We start from the raw sequence: 16689 nt of genomic DNA on the forward strand, positions 1-16689 counted from the left end.
CCATGAACCACTCTGCCCCTTCTCAAGCGGTAGTGCCGCCCCTGGCCTCAGCGGAGCCGGCCCGCGTACTGGCCCTGGCCCAGCAGGTCAAGGATACCGTCACCATCGTGTGCATGAATCTGATGCTGCTGGTGCCCATTGCCTGGCCCGGCCTGGTGCTCTACGGGCTGCGCTGGCGTCTGACGCGGCGCGGCGCCCGGCCGAGCCGGGTGCTCTGGAGCCTCACGCTGATTCACGAGCTGCTCTGCTTCTGGCTGTTTGCCGACATCAAGCCCGACTCCGATATGGCTGGAATGGGCCTGTTTGCCATCAGCTACGTGCTGGGTACGCTGCTCTCCATCGGCGCGCTGCTGACGCTAATGAGCCTGGCGGCGCCCGCGCCGGCCGCTTACTCCACACCGCCCGCTGATGCTGCTGACTGAGCTGATGAACCTGGCCTGGCTGGCCGTGCGCCTGGCCCCGCGGCTGCTGTGGTGGCTGCTGGCGGGCCTGCTGCTGGCCGCGCTGAACCAGATTTTTCGGACCGAGCTGTGGCCGAATACGCCCGGGGCCGAGCCGTTTTTCAAGCTGGTGGCGCTGTGCTGCGGGCTGCCGCTGCCCTGGCTGCTGGCCCGCACCGCGCAGCGACTTGGCCGGCAGCTGCGCGGCTGGTTCTGGCGCCTGTTCTGGCGGCTGGCCGCCGTGGCGGGCTACGTCGGGGCGTTTATCATCTCCGTCGTGGGCCTGATCGGGCTAGCCTACCAGCTGCTGCGGGTATTTAGCTAAGCCTCCGGCTTTGGTGCATCACTGCTATTCTCACTTTTTACCAGCCTTATGCCTGCATCCTCGCCCGCTTCCACCGCCGCCCGGCCCGTGAGTGGCCTGCGTAATTACTTGTCCCTAGTGCTGCTGTTTGTGCCGGCGGTGGCATTTGGGGCGTTGCTGCTGCTCACGCCCGGGCTGGCCCAGCGGCTGCACCTGCAGGCCGCGTTTCCGTTCGTGCCCTGGCAGTTTTGGGTGGTGCTGCTGGCCGGGGCCGGGGCCACCTACGGCGGCGTGGCCGACTGGCGCTACCACCGCAACCCGCTGCACCTGAAGCTGCCCGCCAAGGAGCGCGACGCCGAGGCCCTGGCTCTGGGCGCGGGCGGCGTACCCATGTTCGGGCTGATGTGGCTGGCCATGCTCAGCGCGCAGCCCGCCCGCTACCTCGTGCCCATCGTGGTGGTGCTCATCTACACCGTGGTGGCCATCTGCTACGACGAGTTCGTGTTTCACCGCAAGCGCTGCGGCCCCGAGGAAACACGCTACCACCGCCTGCTGGTGTTCGGCAACGGCCTGGCCTGGCTGGCCTGGTTTCACTTCATCTACGGCTGATGCGGGCCCTGCGCTACCTGTGCCGCGCCCATCAAGAGCTGGCCCGGCAGCCCCTGCCGCCCGCCGGGAGCTGGCGCCAGCCCTTCGACCCCGGGGCCCGCTGGATGCACCAGCAGCTCCGGCGCCTGCGCCCCTCCGGCTGCTTGCCGCCCTTCGACGTCTACATCCGCTACGACCGGTACGGCTGGCTGAAATACGGCCTATGCCTGCTGGCTGCTGCCCTGGTGGCCGCGCCGCTGCTGGCGGCGGGGCACGGGGCCTGGCTGCCGCTGGCGGGGCTGGCGTTTTACCTGGCCGAAATCCACCTGCTGTTCGTCTTCCCGCTGCTGCTCGACGGCCACCCGCGGCCCCTGCGCCGGAGCGCCGCGCTGCTGCACCGCCGGGTAGGAGTGGGGCCGGCCCTGCTGACGGTGCTGCCCATTGCGGCCCACATGCTGCTGGGGCTGCTGCGCCCGCGCCGCCCGCTGCTGCATTGGTACGCCGGCTGCCTGGCGGTGCTCTACTGGTACGAAGACGTGCGGAAGCCAACCCACGCCGCGCGGCCGTAGTGGTGCGCAGCCAAGCGCGTAGCCCACCTTGCTGCTCCATGTCCAGTTGTCTGCCCGGCTAGTGGGAAGTTGTCAAGAATAGTAGATTATGAGTCCTTATTCTTGACAATGTTTGTCAAGAATAAGGACTCATAATCTACTATTCTTGACAGCCTTTGGAAAGAATTATACCTCGTCAACCGGAATTCTTACCAAGGATTAATCGGGCCACGCCGCACAAGCCCATTTACCAGTGATAGGCTGTTCCTGCCCCCGAATGGGTGCCTCGTCGGGTGAGCCCACGCCAATACCAAGTTCCCTATGCCCTCTTCCGACCTGCTGGTGCGCCGCGAGCAATACCGCACCAACGCCCCGCACGAGCCCCTGCGCCTGCTCTACCTCTCCGACCTTCACTTCACCGCCCGCAGCGACGCCGCTGCCGCCCGCATCAGCGCCCTGGCCGCCGCCGAGGCCCCGCAGCTCATCCTGCTCGGCGGCGACTACGCCGACACGCCCGGCGGCCGGCGCCCCCTGGCCCGCCTCGTAACGGACCTGGCCCGGCTGGCGCCCACCCTGGCCGTGGCCGGCAACCACGACCAGTGGCTGGGCCTGGCCGCCATTCGCGAGTCCATAACCGGCGCGGGCGCCCACTGGATTGAGGGCCGGCGCCACCAGCACCGCACGGCAGGCGGCCTGCTGCTGCACATCGACGGCAACGTGCGCCCCGAGCCCGCGGCCCTCAGCCAGCAGGCCGGGCAGCTGCGGCTGCTGTGCGCCCACCGCCCGCCCGATCTTCGCCGCCTGCACCCGCACTACGACCTGATCCTGGCCGGGCACCTGCACGGCGGGCAGCTGGTGCTCTGGCAGCGCGGTGCCCAGCTGTACCCCGGCCGCCTGTTTTACCGCTGGAACGGCCTGCGCTACGCCCGCGGCGGCTGCCGCATGCTCGTCAGCCGCGGCCTGGGCGACACCCTGCCGCTGCGCCTGGGCTGCCCCCGCGAGCTGCTGAGCGTGGCGCTGGGTTGAGGGCCCGTGCCGCTGGTCTGCCGCGCACCCGGCCGGTAAGCGGTATATTTGCACTTCCCCCGGTGCGTGCGCGTTGTGGCAGCCCGGTTCCTTCTGCCCGATGCCTTCGAAAGACGCTCCGAATACCGCCGCCCGCCCGCCCAAGGCCCCGCGCCCGAAACGCTCCTGGCCCAACCGCCTCTCGCGCCTGGCCTGGGCCACGTTTGCGCTGCTGGCCGGGTTTTTCTTTCTGCTGCCCATTCTCGTCGGCAGCAATTTCCTGTTCTTGTTCGGCAAGTCGCCGAGCCTGGAGGAGTTGGAAAACCCCAAGGTGGAGCAACCCTCGGAGGTGTATACCGCCGACGGCGTGCAGCTGGGCCGCTACTACCGCGAAAACCGCTACCCCGTGCCGCTCGACAGCATGTCGCCCTGGCTGGTGAAGGCGCTGGTGGCCACCGAGGACATCCGCTTTCAGGAGCACGCCGGCATCGACCCCGAGGCCCTGGGCGGCTCGGTGGTGGCGGCCCTGCGCGGGCAGAAGCGCGGCGGCTCCACCATCACCCAGCAGCTGGCCAAAAACCTCTACAAAACCCGCCGCGAGGAGCAGGGCGCCCTGGGCCGGGTGCCGGGCGTGGGCACCGTGGTGGCCAAGCTCAAGGAGTGGCTGACCGCCGTGGAACTGGAGCGCCGCTACACCAAGGACGAAATCCTGCGCATGTACCTGAACACCGTGGATTACGGCTCGCAGGCCTACGGCATCAAGGTGGCCGCCAAAACCTTCTTCAGCACCACGCCCGATAGCCTGACGCCCGAGCAAGCCGCCGTGCTGGTGGGCGGGCTGAACAACCCCACGGCCTTCAACCCCAAGTTTCACCCCGAAGCCGCCACCCGCCGCCGCAACCTGGTGCTGACGCGCATGGCCCAGGCCGGGGTGCTGCCCGCGGCCCAGGCGAAGGCCCTGCAGGCCCAGCCCATCGTGCTGCGCTACCAGGTGGAAAAGCACGTCGACGGGCCCGAAAACTACTTCCGCTCGGCCATCAGCCAGTTCGTGAACCAGTGGTGCGAGCAGAACGGCTACGACATGTACCGCGACGGGCTGCGCATCTACACCACCCTCGACTCGCGTATGCAGGAGCACGCCGAAGAGGCCGTGCAGAAGCGCATGAAAGCCTTGCAGCGCACCTTCGACAACTTCTGGCGCAACCGCAACTCCCAGCCTTGGGTGGATGAGCAGGGCAAGGAAATTCCGAACTTCATCGAAACGCAGATCAAGCGCACCGAGCTCTATAAGCGTCTCGCCGAGAAGTACAAGGGCCACCCCGACCAGCTGGAAGCCGCCTTGCGCACCAAGCGGCCGATGAAGGTATTCACCTGGAAGGGCGACGGCGACACCACGCTGGTCATGTCCCCGCTCGACTCGCTGGCCTACTATAAACACTTCCTGCAGGCGGGCATGATGTCGATGGACCCGTATACCGGCCACATCAAGGCCTGGGTGGGCGGGCTGAACTACCGCTTCTTCCAGTACGACCACGTGCGGCAGGGCAAGCGGCAGGCCGGCTCCACCTTCAAGCCCTTCGTGTACCTGACCGCCCTCGACAAAGGCTACGCGCCCTGTGACCGGATTCGGGACCAGCGCGTGACCATCAAATACGTGGAAAACGGCAAGCCCATGGAGTGGCAGCCCGACAACGTGACCCGCGAGTACACCGGCTCGAACATGACCCTGCGCCACGCCATGGCCCGCTCGGTCAACTCCGTCACGGCTCAGCTGACCGAGCGCGTGGGCTGGGACGAAGTGGCCAAATACGCCCACAAAGTGGGCATCCGCAGCAAGCTGCTGCCGGTGCCCAGCATCGGCCTGGGCTCGGCCGGCGACGTGAGCGTGTACGAAATGGTCAACGCCTACAGCACCTTCGTCAACGGTGGCTTCCGGCCCGAGCCGCTCATCGTCACCCGCATCGAGGACCGCAACGGCAACGTCATCAAGCAATTTGATCCGCAGCAGAAACCCGCCATTTCGGCCGAAACGGCCTGGTTGATGCTCTATATGCTGCGCGGCGGCATGGAGGAGCCCGGCGGCACCTCGCAGGGCCTGTGGGAGTACGACCTGTGGAAGAACGACAACCAGATCGGCGGCAAAACCGGCACCACCTCGAACTACTCCGACGGCTGGTATATGGGCGTGACCAAGGACCTGGTGACGGGCGTGTGGGTCGGCGGCGAGGACCGCAGCATCCACTTCTTCCGCTCCGAGCAGGGCGAAGGCGGGCGCATGGCCCTGCCCATCTTCGGCTCGTACATGGAAAAGGTGTACAAAGACCCCGAGCTGGGTATCACACCGGGCCACTTCGCCAAGTACCCCGGCAAAATCAACCGCAAGTACATCTGTTACAGCGAAGACGACCGGCCCCGCCGCAAGAAGATTGAAATCGACTCCATTGCCACCGACGACCTGCTGGAGCGCATCAACAGCGGCGCGGCGCCCATTCCGGATAGCCTGAAGGTGCCGCAGTAAGCCCCGAAACGGAATCAACAGAAAAGGCCGCCCGTGGGCGGCCTTTTGCATTTCTCATGCCTCAGTTGCAGCGTTGTTGTCCGATGGACTAGACGTAATTACTCTTCTTCTTTCTGATAAAACGAGGCCAGCGCCCCGCGCAGCTCCGGGTATTCGAACTGAAAGCCCTGCTGCTCGATTTTCTGCGCACTTACCCGCTGCGAGGCCAGCACGATTTCGCTCATTTCGCCCATCACCAGTTTCAGGCCGAACTCCGGCACCTTGGGCAGCACCAGTGGACGGTGCAGGGCCTCGGCCAGCGTTTCTGTGAATTCGCGGTTGGTCACCGGGTTCGGCGACACGGCGTTGTAGGTGCCCTGCCATTCCGGCTCCTCCATCATCTGAATCAGCAGGCGGCAGAGGTCGTCGATGTGAATCCAGGACATGTACTGCCGCCCCGAGCCGAGCACCACGCCCGCGCCCAGCCTCACCGGCCGGGCAATGGTGGGCAGGGCGCCGCCCTCGTCGCTGAGGACCACGCCGATGCGGGCCACCACGGTGCGCACACCCAGCTCCTGCACCTGCTGTGCCGCCCGTTCCCACTGCGTAGCCACTTCGGCCAGGAAGTCGTCGGCGGGGGCGGGCGGGGCGTCCTCGGTCAGCAGGCGGGCGTCGGCGTCGCCGTATACCCCGATGGCCGAGGCCGAAATAAAGGCCTTCACGTGGTGCTCCTTCTCGCGCAGCTCGCGGGCCAGCAGGTTGGTGCCGCCCACGCGGCTGGCCATGATGTCCTGCTTCCGCTCGTCGGTCCACTTGCCTTCCGACACGCTCGCCCCGGCCAGGTTCACCACGAAGTCGGCGTAGCCGATGGCGGCTTCGTCGATCTGCCCGGTGGTGGGGTCCCAGCGGAACGAGCAGTAGTGCCCGTGGGAAGTCTGCCGGCTGAGGTGCGCTACCTCGTAGCCCGCGTCGATGAGCATTTCCGACAGCCGCATGCCAATCAGGCCGCGGCCACCCGAAATCAATACTTTGCGCAGGGAAGGTTTCATGGAGAGGGTGCTACGTCGTCGGCCCGGGGTGGGAAAAGGCCGAAACGGGCCGCAAATGTACTGCCCAAACGCAAATCGGAAGAGGGTCAGTTCGTTATTTGCCGATCAGGCGCAGAAACTCCCGCCGCAGGCTCTCGTCCTGCCCGAAACGCCCGCCGTACTCGGCCGTGAGGGTCGAGCTACTCGTGTCGTTCACGCCGCGGCTCATCACGCACAGGTGGTCAGCCTCGATGAGCACGGCCACGTCGTCGGTCTGCAGGCTCTGCTTCAGCTCCTCGGCAATCTGCCGGGTGAGGCGCTCCTGCACCTGCGGGCGCCGGGCGTAGTACTGCACCACGCGGTTGAGCTTGCTGAGGCCCACCACGTGCTGCCCCGGCAGGTAGGCCACGTGGGCCTTGCCGATGATGGGCACGAAATGATGCTCGCAACAGCTGAAGAGCGTGATGTCGCGCTCCACCAGCATCTGGTTGTACTCGTAGCGGTTGTCGAAGAGGCGCACCTCGGGGCGCTGCGCCGGGTCGAGGCCGCGAAACCACTCGTGCACGAACATCTTGGCCACGCGCCGGGGCGTACCGGCCAGGCTGTCGTCGGTCAGGTCGAGGCCGAGCAGGTCCATGATGTGGCGGAAATGCTCGCTGATGCCGGCAATTTTCTCCTCTTCGCTCAAGGCAAAAGCGTCGGGGCGAAGCGGCGTGCGCAGGGAAAGGGCTAGGTGAGCGTCGGTCTGTGGGGCCGCGCCGGGGTCGGGCTGGTTAGCCATGGTATTCTACAAAATTGCGGTCCGTTTCGTGGAGCGTGACCGATAGGGCCAGGTGCTCCGCCAGGTGCGGCCGCAGGCGACGCCAGCAGACGGCGGCAATGTGCTCGGCCGTGGGGTTTAGCTGGCGGAAATCCTCGGTGTCCAGATTCAGGTTCCGGTGGTCAAAGGTATCCAGAATCTCGCGCTTGATGAGGCGGCTCAAGTGCTTCAGGTCGTATACGTAGCCGGTTGCGGGGTCGGGCTCCCCGGTCAGGCGCACCGTCAGCACGTAGTTGTGGCCGTGGTAGTTGGGGTTGCTGCAGGGCCCGAAAACGGCCGCATTCTGCTCGTCCGACCACGCCGGATTGTACAGGCGGTGCGCGGCGTTGAAGTACTCGGTCCGGCCGATGGTTACTTTCATGGGCCCCATAACCGGCGGAAGATAAACTTTGTTTCGAGTTTTGCAACCTCTTCAATTACAGTACTTTGGGAAGGATGGATTTTTTAGATATTGTATTTAATAAATATGTGCAATGATTTATCTAACAAAAGTGCTGTATTCCAAAAAAAATCACGGCCGGCCGGGTGGTGCTTTGTTAGCAGGTGGTTAAATTTGGTGAGTTGTTAACCAAGCCTACCACCGGTTGACCTCTTTCCCAACGTTTCTTCCAACTCATTTCACTTCTTATGAAATCAGGCGTACTCCTTTCTCTGTTGCTGTTCGTCCTGACGACTGCCGGGTTTGCGCAACGTTCGCCCGTTGACGAAACGGAAATGGCCGTTAAAGGCATTCCGCGCAAAGGTCAGCGCGTCACCATCCAGCTCGACAGCAAGCGCGTCGAAGACTCGTGGGTGAAAATGATCAACGAGAAAATCGGCAAAGTGAAGGCCGACAAAGGCGTGTACTCCATGGACGGCGTCGTGGTGGAGTCCATTTCCAAGACCCCGATCCGCATCATCTCGAAAGTTGATGCCGTGCCGACCGGTACCACCGTGTGGTGGTCGATTGACCTGGGCAACGCTTACCTGAGCAAAGACGCCACGCCCCAGCAGTGGAAGTCGGCCGAAGCCTACCTGAAGGACTTCGCCCGCGGCCTGTACCGCGAAGACATTGCTCTGCAGGTGCAGGAAGCCGAAAAGGCCCTGATCAACTCGCAGAACAACCACATGGCCGTTATTGCCAAGCAGGACGCCATCAAGAAGGACATCGAGAAGAACAAGACCAAGAAAGTTGAAATTCAGCAGCAGCTGGCCGAAAACGCCGCTGACCTCGTGAAGCTCAACAACATGGTGGACGCCAACCTGAAAGAGCAGGAGGCCGCCCGCGCCGACATTGTGAACATGCGCGTGCAGCTGGAGTCGGTAAAAGACCGCATGAACAAAATCGAGTAGTCGACCCCGACGCTCGTACTAAAAACGGCCCCGCCAGCAATGGCGGGGCCGTTTTGCGTTTGGTGTAGTTTGCCAGCTAGTCGGATTTCTGCTGCACCTGCCGGATCTGCTGCTCGGCGGCCCGCTCGTCGCGCCAGCCCACGACGCGCACCTCGCCGTGCTCGGCCGAGCGCAGCAGCCACAGGCGCAGTACTTCCTGGGCGGCCGGGTACTGCTGCCGCAGCTCGCGCCAGCTGGTGACGGGCAGAATGCGCTGGCTGGGCCGGGCGGGCACCGCCAGCACTACCGGCTCCAGCTCACCGGCGCGGTCGAGGGTGACGAGGCCGACGGGCAGCACCTCCAGCACCGTGCCGGCGGGCAGGCTTTCGGCTAATACCAGGGCCGGCAGCGGCTGCCCGGCCGGGTGCCGGGGCGAGGCCGGCAGCTTGGTAGAAGGCACGAAGCCGGCGTTGGCGGGGTAGGGCAGGAAGCTGATCAGCCGGTCGACGCCGGCGCGCTGCTCCGGTTTGAAGTCGTTGGTAGCCGCGTCGTAGTGGAGCACGCGGTTGGTGCCGGCGGGCGTTTCCACCACCACTTGCAGCAGGTGCCGCTCGTCGGAGTAGGTGGGCAGCTCGTTAAAACGCGACTGGCAGCCGACCACGAGGCCGGCTGCCAGCAACAAAATGCTTCCTATAAGACCGTGCTTAGCGCAGGGTCTGGTCGAGCAGGCGGAAGGGGCTGACTTTTTGCAGGTCGAGCACAAAGCGGATGCGGTGGCTGAAGTCCTTGAAGTTGTCGGGCAGCCCGTCGGTGTACTGCGAGCCGGCCACCGGCAAGTATAGGCGGAATACGTTGTTGAACAACGGCACACCCAGCCCGGCGTCGTAAAATAGGCGCTGGTTGCGGCCGTCGGGCAGCAATTGCCGGCGGTTGACGGCCCCAAAATCGGCAAAAACGGTGAACGAGGTGACGGGCAGCTCGGCTTCCAGGTTCAGCGTCGTCATCCACTTGTCGGCCGCCACGGGCAGGTAGGCCTTGAAGGCTCCGTCGCGGTCATCGAACTGGTGGCGTTGGGCGGTGTAGGCGTCCGAAATCTGCTGGCGGTCCAGGAAAGCCGTTTGGCGGCGGTAATCGAAGCTGCCGCTCAGGCCCATGAAATAGCGCTGGGCTTCGACGGAGGTCTGCTGGAAGAAGTAACCGCCGAACAGGCGGGCCCGCACGCTCTTGTTCTGCTTATAGTAGTGCTGGTAGCGCAGGGCGAGGCGCCCGAGCACCGGCGAGTCGTAGTTGGTGCCGGCGTTGCGCGGGCTGAAGGTGTTCAGCTCGGCCTCGGCGCCGTACTGGTTCACGGCGTTGCCGCCGTCCAGGTCGTAGCGCAGCGTCGGAATGATGTTGTTGCTGAGCTCGTCCTTCGAGCGCACGATGGTGTAGGCCAGCTGCACGGTTTGCTGCGGGCCAGCGGGACGGTTGCGGCGCAGCTCCAGCGTTACGCTGGGCTCCAGCTTGGTGTAGCGCTCAAAGCGCGTGGCCAGGAAGCTGGTCGTCACGCGCTGCAGCAGGCGGCCGCTAGGTAGCGCGTTCAGGTTGAGCTGGCCCACGCCCTTCAGTTCGCCGCGGTTGAAGCTGAACATGGGCATGGCCAAGTAGCTCAGCTTGTTCAGCACCAGCGGGTTGTTGTAGAACGCTGCCCCGAGCATGAACTTGTCGTAGGTGTTGGCCCCGATAACCGGCAGCCAGTTGAAAGACGCATGGTCCCACCGCTCCATGCTCAGCAACGGGCGCAGGCGAATCGGCTCCAAAGTCGGGAAGGCGCCGCTGAGGCGGCGCCGGTCGTCGCGGCGGTTGAGCTGGGGCGTGAGGTACTCGGCATCCACGACCACGGCGGCCACGTCGGGCGTGCGGCGGAAGTTGAGCTGGGCCACGTCCGTGTCCTCGGTGTCGGATTTTTCTTCGGCTTCGCGGCCGCCAAATACCGGCGTCCAGAGCGTTTCCAGCACCTTGCCCGCGGCGTCTACGGTCGATACCGGCACGGCCCAGGGCGAGTTGGATTCGTTGCGCACCAGCACTTTCACCTGCTGGTCGGTGCTCATGATGTCGGCTACCGTGGCGTTGTAGCGGGCGGTGGTGCTCATCATCGGCTGGAAAAACCAGTCCAGCTTCTGCCCGGTGGCTTCCTCAAACGCAGCCTGGAAATCGGTCGGGCCGGGGTGGCGGAACTTCCACCGGTCGTAGTACAGGCGCATGCCCTGGTCGAATTTCTCCTGGCCCAGGTAGGCGGCAAGGTAGCGCAGCAGCCCGGCGGTTTTGCCGTAGACCACGGCCCCGTAGTTGTAGTTGACGTACTTAGCCGCCGGCACGCCCGCCACGGCCTGGTCGTAGCCGCGGCTGGCCGGCGCCTGCCACTGCAGCTGCGACACGGCGTAGGACGGCACGCCCTGCAAATCGAAGCCCTTGGCCACTTTCGGCGTGCTGGCCACTTTGGCAATCGGGTCGGTCAGCTCGGCGCCCGAGGCTTCCGACACGCGGTTTTCCATGTAGCTGTTCACGCCCTCGTCCAGCCACGGAAACTCCCGCTCGTTGGAGCCCAGGATGCCGTAAAACCAGTTGTGGCCGACTTCGTGGATGGTGGCAAACGGGTCCGTCACGGTCACCATCGGGTACTCCATGCCCGAGCCCGCGCTCAGCGCCCCGTCCACGGCGGTGGCGGCGGAGTAGGGGTATTCGCCCACCCAGCGCGAGTAGCCCTGCAGGGCGTAGCGGATGTCGTTGCGGTGCTTCAGCCAGTCGGCGGCGTTGCGGTTGGTAAACAGCAGCCAGGTCGTCACCACGCGCTCCGAGCCGGGGAGCTTCACGGTGTCCTTGAGCACGTTGAAGCGCTTGTCGGCAAACCAGGCGAAGTCGTGCACGCGGTCCTGGGTGTAGCGCAGGGTCTTAGTCGTCGCCGACGACGTCGGGAAGCTCACATCCGAGCCGAAGCCGTCGGCCGACTTCTGGGCCGTGGTAGCGGCCAACTGGTCGAGGCGGGCCCGCTCGTCGGGGTTTTGCAGCTCGCCGGTGGCGCCCACCACGTAGTTGTCGGGCAGGGTGATGCGCACGTCGAAGGAGCCGAATTCGGAGTAGAACTCGCCCTGGTCGAGGTAGGGCATCTGGTGCCAGCCGCTGCGGTCGTACACGGCCGGCTTGGGGTACCACTGGCTGATCTGGTAGCTCTGGCCCACGTGACCCATGCGCGAGAAGGAGTCGGGCAGCTTCACCCGGAAGGGCGTCGTGATGGTCACGCGCTGGCCCGGCGGCAGCGGCTGCGGCAGCGTGAGCTTGGCAATGTCGGGGTTGTTGGGGTCATAGTCCAGCTTCACCACCTGCCCTTCCACGCGGAAGTCCAGCTGATCGATGGAGCCGCGCTGGCTGGGCTTGGCAAACTCAAACTTGCGCTTGCCCTGCTCGCGCTGCTGGCGGGCAAAGGCCGAGGAATTGTCCTTGTAGGCGTTGGGCCAGAGGTGAATCCAGATAAAGGGCAGCGCGTCGGGCGAGTTGTTGACGTACTGAAACTCCTCGCGCCCCGTCAGCACGTGCTGCTGGTCGTCGAGGGTTACGTCGATGGAGTAGTTGACTTCCTGCTGCCAGTAAGGGCGGTTGTTCTGGGCTAAGGCCGCCAGCGGCAGCATGGCCAGCGCGAGGCTGGGTAAGAGTTTGTGCATAGGAAAAAGTGCGGAATGCGTGGCGAAAGTACGGGATGCAGGCGGATGGCGTTGGCCGGATTGCGCATAACCCCACCGGGGCTTCCCCCGTTAGCCTATCAGTGGTCTTATTCTCTCCCCTAACTTCTTAATTCTGATGCAGAAAGACGATTCACAACACCAGGTGCACCTCGATGCCACCACCGATTTTCTCGGAAGCGACCTGCAGGAAGCCGCTACCAAAGCCGGCCTCGACAACCGGTTCCAGCGTTGGATTGAGGAGCTGAAAGAGCTGCACATTCTGGAGCTGCACCCCGTCGTAACCGATCTGCAGGCGCTGAAAGCCCATTTCGGCAGCGGTACCCTCGATCATAAGTTGGTCGGGCAGTTGCTGCACCGCCTGGGCGACAACACGGCCTTGGTCGTACACTTCGCCGATGACAGCGTGCAGCCGCGGCTGCTGAACCTGAGCAAGGCCCTGCTGGAAGCGGCGCGGCAGGTGGCCGGCGGGCGCACGGCGGCGGAAGACGACCTGCGGGCAGACTCCGCCTTGCGCAAGTAGAGCGTTTGAGCTGAGCGCAAAACAACAGCGGGGCCTCTACCAGATGGTAGAGGCCCCGCTGTTTGTTGGGAGCAAGGTGCCTTAGGCGCGCTTCTCTTTGATACGAGCAGCTTTGCCCGACAGACCGCGCAGGTAGAACAGGCGGGCACGACGTACTTTGCCGCGGCGCACCAGCTCGATCTTGTCGATGTTGGGCGAGATGATCGGGAAGATACGCTCGGTGCCGATCTGGTTCGACACTTTACGCACGGTGAAGGTTTCACCGTTGTGGCCTGCGTTCCGGCGCTGGAGAACTACGCCCTGGAACTGCTGAATGCGCTCCTTGTTGCCTTCGCGGATTTTTACGTGTACGTTGATCGTATCACCGGCAGCGAAGTCCGGGAAGCTGGCGCGGCGCTCTTTGGCTTCCTGGTTGATGAGGTCGAGAAGTTGGCTCATGACAGCAAAAAAATCTAAAAAAGGCGGCGCCGCCGCCCGAGTGGTTTCAGTAAGGAGGCGCAAATATAGTGAGTTTCGCCCGGGTTACAACCCTAAGCGTTAGGTTTTTTCCGGCGACGCGGCTTGCGCGGTTCCTCAAACGCCTCCTGAGGCATATCCGCCAGCAAATCGGGGCGGCGCTGCTGGGTGCGCTGCAGCGCCTGCTCGTGCTGCCAGTCCTCCACCTTGGGCGTATTGCCCGACATGAGGATGGCCGGCACCTCGCGCCCGCGCCACTCGGCCGGCCGGGTGTACACCGGCGGGGCCAGCAGATTGTCCTGAAATGAGTCGCTCAGGGCCGATTCCTCGTTGCCGAGCACGCCCGGCAGCAGCCGCACCACGGCATCGACCACCACGGCCGCGCCCAGCTCCCCGCCGCTGAGCACGAAGTCGCCCACGCTGATTTCGTCGGTCACGTACTCTTCGCGGATGCGCTCATCCACGCCCTTGTAGTGCCCGCAGAGCAGGATGACGTTCCGGAGCAACGACAGCCGGTTGGCCGCCGCCTGCCGGAACGTGGGTCCGTCGGGGGTGAGGTATATGATGGCGTCGTACTCGCGCTCTGCCCGCAGCCCGTCGATGCAGGCGGCAATGGGCTCGGGGCGCAGCACCATGCCCGCCCCGCCGCCGAAGGCGTAGTCGTCGATCTGCCCATGCTTGTTGATGGCGAACTGGCGCAAATCGTGCAGGTGAATGTCGGCCAAGCCTTTCTCTTGGGCCCGCTTCACGATGGAGTGCGCGAAGGGGCTGACGAGCAGTTCGGGCTGGCAGGTGATGATGTCGAAGCGCATGGTTGGGCGCAGGCTGGAAGTGAGCGAAGCGGTGGAGCGGTTCGCAGTGTCAAGAAAGCGGCTACCGACGCTGAAGCGTCGGCGTAGGCTATGCTTCGTCGGCTTTGTCGGCCCCGGTATCCTCGGCGTCGTCCTCGTCGGGGGCCGTGGGGTTGAGGTAGATGTCGAGCAGGCCGGCGGGCAGGGTTACGTGCAGCTCCTTGGTGTCCTCGTCGGCGTGCTGCACCAGCTCGTCGACCACCGGAATCAGCACTTCCTGGCCCTGGTAGCGCATGGCCAGCAGCACCTGCTCGGGCAGCTCGTAGAAGGTCTCCACGGTGCCCAGCTGGCCCAGGTTGGCGTCGACCACGGTGTAGCCAACGACTTCATGGAAGTAGAACTGGTCGTCTGCCAGCTCGGGCAGATCTTCCAGCGGGCGAAACAGCTTCAGGCCGCGAAACAGCTCGGCGTCCTCAATGCGCTCCACCGTCTTGAGCTTGAGCAGCACGCGGGTGCCGTTCTGAGGCGTGAGGCGCTCCACTTCGAAGCGGTGCAGCTTGCCCGAGCCGGCGGGGCGCTCCACGAATACCTCTTCCACGTCGAGGTAGTCGGCCACGTCGTCCACGTCCAGTTCGGCCACCATCTGGCCGCGCAGGCCGTGGGTTTTCACCACGTAGCCCAGCTCGTAGCTTTCGTCAAGAGTCATGTTGACAGGGTATGAGGGTATGAGTTTGGGGATTAAAAAGTTTAGGAGTTTTTGAGTTTGAGAGTTTAAGAACTCCCGCAGGAACTCTTAAACTCTCAAACTCAAAAACTCCTAAACTGAGAATCCTCCTAACCTAAAATTAGGCGTTTTCCTCGGTGCTTTCGGCCGGAGCTTCGGCAGCCTCGGGAGCTTCTTCGGCAGCCGGAGCGTTGGCGGCGTTAGCGGCGGCCTGCTTTTGACGCAGAGCCTCGGCGCGGGCTTCGCGCACTTTGGTTTCGGCGGCCAGCTGCTGCTTACGAGCCTCGTCTTTGGCGGCGCCCACGTCGGTGCGCTTGCCTTCAATCTTGGCATTCTTCTCCTCGGTCCACTGCTGGAAGCGCTGGTCGGCTACGTCCTGGCCGATGGCTCCCTTGATAACGCCGAGCTGCAGGTGCTTGCGGTAGAGCACGCCGCGGTACGACAGCATGGCGCGCACGGTGTCGGTGGGCTGGGCGCCCTTCATCAGCCAATCGAAAGCCTTGTCGGCGTCGAAGTTGATGGAGGCGGGGTTGGTCAGCGGGTTGTAGGTACCGAGCTTCTCGATGAAGCGGCCGTCACGCGGAGCGCGCGAATCAGCTACTACGATGTCGTACATAGCGGCCTTTTTGCGGCCGCGGCGGGCGAGGCGGATTTTAACTGCCATAAACCGTGTCGGTTAGGTGACGCAACTCGTGCGTCGGATGAAAAAAAGATTTGGGCTGCAAAGGTAGGGAAAAGAAGCAGCAGTTTGATTCTGAGTTTAAAGATTTGTCAGTGAGGGTAACCAGCCCGTCATCCTGAGCAGAGCGAAGGACCTTCTTCGCACCTTGCACCAGCCATAAAGCGCAGCTACCAACTCCCTGTCGTCCGGGCTGTGGTGACGTCAATGCCAGTTGGTAAAAAGCGTTAGCACTTCGTCGGTAGCGGCGGCGCGGGGTGCGAGGAAGGTCCTTCGCTCTGCTCAGGATGACGTGCCTTTTTTCGCTCTCATACTCAACAAAAAAGCCGCCTCGGTTACCCGAAGCGGCTTCTGAATCTTCTTCGCCTGAATTAGGCCGCCATCGATACCGGCTGCTTGGCCGATTTCTCGCGCTTGATCTTGATGATGCTCAGCTTGTCCAGCGTCCAGATGACGGGGTAGGTGGGGTCCAGCTCCCACCACTTCACGCCGAAGTTGACGCGCATGGGCAGCTTGTGGTGGTTGTTCTGAAACAGCTCGCCGCCGGTGAGGAAGTCGAAGAACAGCGAGTTGCGCGACTTGTCGTTGTTGTCGAAGTTCTGGTAGCCGTACTTATGGCCGCTCCAGTTCACGATGGCCCCGTGCACCGGGCCCATCAGGAAGTGGAAGGGCAGCAGCAGGTAGAGATACCACATGCTGGCCGGTACCAGGGCCACGTACACGCCCACGTAGGCCGTGCCCCAGGCCACGCGCGAAACCCAATGGTCGCCGATGCGCTCCAGGACGCCCCAGGTGGGGTAGTCGCCCTCGAAGCGCTTGGCCAGCTCGTACTCGTTGTTAAGCACCGAGTTGTAGATGTTTTTCGTCTTCCACATCATCGTGAAGGCATTCGACGAGTAGTGGGGGCTGTGCGGGTCGTGCTCGGTATCGGAGTAGGCGTGGTGCATGCGGTGCAGCAGCGCGTAGGCCCGGGGCGAGAGGTACGAGGAGCCCTGCGCCAGGTAGGTCAGCAGGAAGAAGAACCGTTCCCAGAAGCGGTTCATAGTGTACATCTTGTGGGCCGCGTAGCGGTGCAGGTAGAACGTCTGCACGAACAGCGACAGGTACCAGTGCCCGACGAAAAACAGCAGAATCGGCATGAGGCGGGGTGAAGAAAATGAGGTTAAAGCCTTGACGCGTAAACGCGTACAAGCTCGTTTGGTTCGAAGAGCTGCCGCAAACGTAGCGCCCGGCCGCAGCCCGGCCAACGACTTTCGTCA

18 protein-coding genes are annotated in these 16689 nt (G+C 63.9%); 8 read left to right on the forward strand and 10 right to left on the reverse strand.

The features are described 5' to 3' along the window. The first annotated feature begins 2 nt into the window (after positions 1-2). From FDY95_RS12995 to FDY95_RS13020, 6 genes are all read left to right on the forward strand, one after another. Positions 3-422 carry a hypothetical protein gene (locus FDY95_RS12995; RefSeq protein WP_138078198.1) on the forward strand — a complete coding sequence of 140 codons (420 nt, stop codon included), beginning with the start codon at positions 3-5 and terminating at the stop codon, positions 420-422. Next, a complete protein-coding gene (locus tag FDY95_RS13000; protein ID WP_138078199.1) occupies positions 409-765 on the forward strand; it encodes a hypothetical protein in 357 nt (118 codons plus the stop codon). Before FDY95_RS12995 ends, FDY95_RS13000 begins: the two co-directional genes overlap by 14 nt. A 48-nt stretch (positions 766-813) precedes the next feature. Continuing rightward, the gene (locus tag FDY95_RS13005) at positions 814-1353 is read left to right on the forward strand and encodes a hypothetical protein (protein ID WP_246074025.1); all 540 of its coding nucleotides are present in this window, start codon (positions 814-816) and stop codon (positions 1351-1353) included. Further along, positions 1353-1901: a hypothetical protein gene (locus tag FDY95_RS26595; protein WP_212744899.1), complete on the forward strand. Its 549-nt coding sequence runs from the start codon at positions 1353-1355 to the stop codon at positions 1899-1901. Before FDY95_RS13005 ends, FDY95_RS26595 begins: the two co-directional genes overlap by 1 nt. A gap of 300 nt (positions 1902-2201) precedes the next feature. Next, positions 2202-2906, forward strand: coding sequence for a metallophosphoesterase (locus tag FDY95_RS13015; protein ID WP_138078200.1), 705 nt, complete (start codon positions 2202-2204; stop codon positions 2904-2906). A gap of 100 nt (positions 2907-3006) precedes the next feature. Then, positions 3007-5403, forward strand: a complete 2397-nt coding sequence (locus FDY95_RS13020) for a transglycosylase domain-containing protein (protein WP_138078201.1) — start codon at positions 3007-3009, stop codon at positions 5401-5403. Between the two features lie 98 nt (positions 5404-5501). Here FDY95_RS13020 and FDY95_RS13025 read toward each other — a convergent pair whose 3' ends face one another. The 3 genes from FDY95_RS13025 to FDY95_RS13035 all read right to left on the reverse strand — a co-directional run bounded on the left by FDY95_RS13025 (position 5502) and on the right by FDY95_RS13035 (position 7591). After that, positions 5502-6431, reverse strand: a complete 930-nt coding sequence (locus FDY95_RS13025; RefSeq protein WP_138078202.1) for a TIGR01777 family oxidoreductase — start codon at positions 6429-6431, stop codon at positions 5502-5504. 94 nt (positions 6432-6525) lie between these two features. Then, positions 6526-7191 (reverse strand): GTP cyclohydrolase I FolE, encoded by a 666-nt coding sequence (gene folE, locus FDY95_RS13030; RefSeq protein ID WP_138078203.1) that lies wholly within the window; start codon positions 7189-7191, stop codon positions 6526-6528. Next, positions 7184-7591, reverse strand: a complete 408-nt coding sequence (locus FDY95_RS13035; protein ID WP_138078204.1) for a 6-pyruvoyl trahydropterin synthase family protein — start codon at positions 7589-7591, stop codon at positions 7184-7186. Before FDY95_RS13035 ends, folE begins: the two co-directional genes overlap by 8 nt. Positions 7592-7857: 266 nt before the next feature. Between FDY95_RS13035 and FDY95_RS13040 the strand changes: the two genes are divergently transcribed. Beyond that, positions 7858-8562 (forward strand): hypothetical protein, encoded by a 705-nt coding sequence (locus tag FDY95_RS13040; RefSeq protein WP_133257039.1) that lies wholly within the window; start codon positions 7858-7860, stop codon positions 8560-8562. 76 nt (positions 8563-8638) lie between these two features. Here FDY95_RS13040 and FDY95_RS13045 read toward each other — a convergent pair whose 3' ends face one another. Continuing rightward, the gene (locus tag FDY95_RS13045) at positions 8639-9223 is read right to left on the reverse strand and encodes an inorganic diphosphatase (RefSeq protein ID WP_171025666.1); all 585 of its coding nucleotides are present in this window, start codon (positions 9221-9223) and stop codon (positions 8639-8641) included. 22 nt (positions 9224-9245) lie between these two features. Then, positions 9246-12239: a M1 family metallopeptidase gene (locus tag FDY95_RS26330; protein ID WP_171025667.1), complete on the reverse strand. Its 2994-nt coding sequence runs from the start codon at positions 12237-12239 to the stop codon at positions 9246-9248. Positions 12240-12375: 136 nt separating this feature from the next. Here FDY95_RS26330 and FDY95_RS13050 point away from each other — a divergent pair, with 136 nt between their 5' ends. Beyond that, positions 12376-12780, forward strand: coding sequence for a hypothetical protein (locus FDY95_RS13050; RefSeq protein WP_138078206.1), 405 nt, complete (start codon positions 12376-12378; stop codon positions 12778-12780). 81 nt (positions 12781-12861) lie between these two features. Here the strand turns inward: FDY95_RS13050 and rplS are convergent, their stop codons facing one another. From rplS to FDY95_RS13075, 5 genes are all read right to left on the reverse strand, one after another. Further along, positions 12862-13218, reverse strand: a complete 357-nt coding sequence (gene rplS, locus FDY95_RS13055) for a 50S ribosomal protein L19 (RefSeq protein ID WP_138078207.1) — start codon at positions 13216-13218, stop codon at positions 12862-12864. A gap of 92 nt (positions 13219-13310) precedes the next feature. After that, on the reverse strand, positions 13311-14048 hold the full coding sequence (trmD, locus tag FDY95_RS13060) for a tRNA (guanosine(37)-N1)-methyltransferase TrmD (RefSeq protein ID WP_138078208.1): 738 nt from the start codon (positions 14046-14048) through the stop codon (positions 13311-13313). 88 nt (positions 14049-14136) lie between these two features. Further along, the gene (gene rimM, locus FDY95_RS13065) at positions 14137-14733 is read right to left on the reverse strand and encodes a ribosome maturation factor RimM (protein WP_138078209.1); all 597 of its coding nucleotides are present in this window, start codon (positions 14731-14733) and stop codon (positions 14137-14139) included. 139 nt (positions 14734-14872) lie between these two features. Continuing rightward, positions 14873-15415, reverse strand: coding sequence for a 30S ribosomal protein S16 (locus FDY95_RS13070; RefSeq protein ID WP_138078210.1), 543 nt, complete (start codon positions 15413-15415; stop codon positions 14873-14875). Between the two features lie 386 nt (positions 15416-15801). Then, on the reverse strand, positions 15802-16569 hold the full coding sequence (locus tag FDY95_RS13075) for an acyl-CoA desaturase (protein WP_138078211.1): 768 nt from the start codon (positions 16567-16569) through the stop codon (positions 15802-15804). Positions 16570-16689 lie beyond the last annotated feature (120 nt).

Source organism: Hymenobacter jeollabukensis (genome assembly GCF_005771675.1).
In the GTDB taxonomy this organism is placed as follows: Bacteria; Bacteroidota; Bacteroidia; order Cytophagales; family Hymenobacteraceae; genus Solirubrum; species Solirubrum jeollabukense.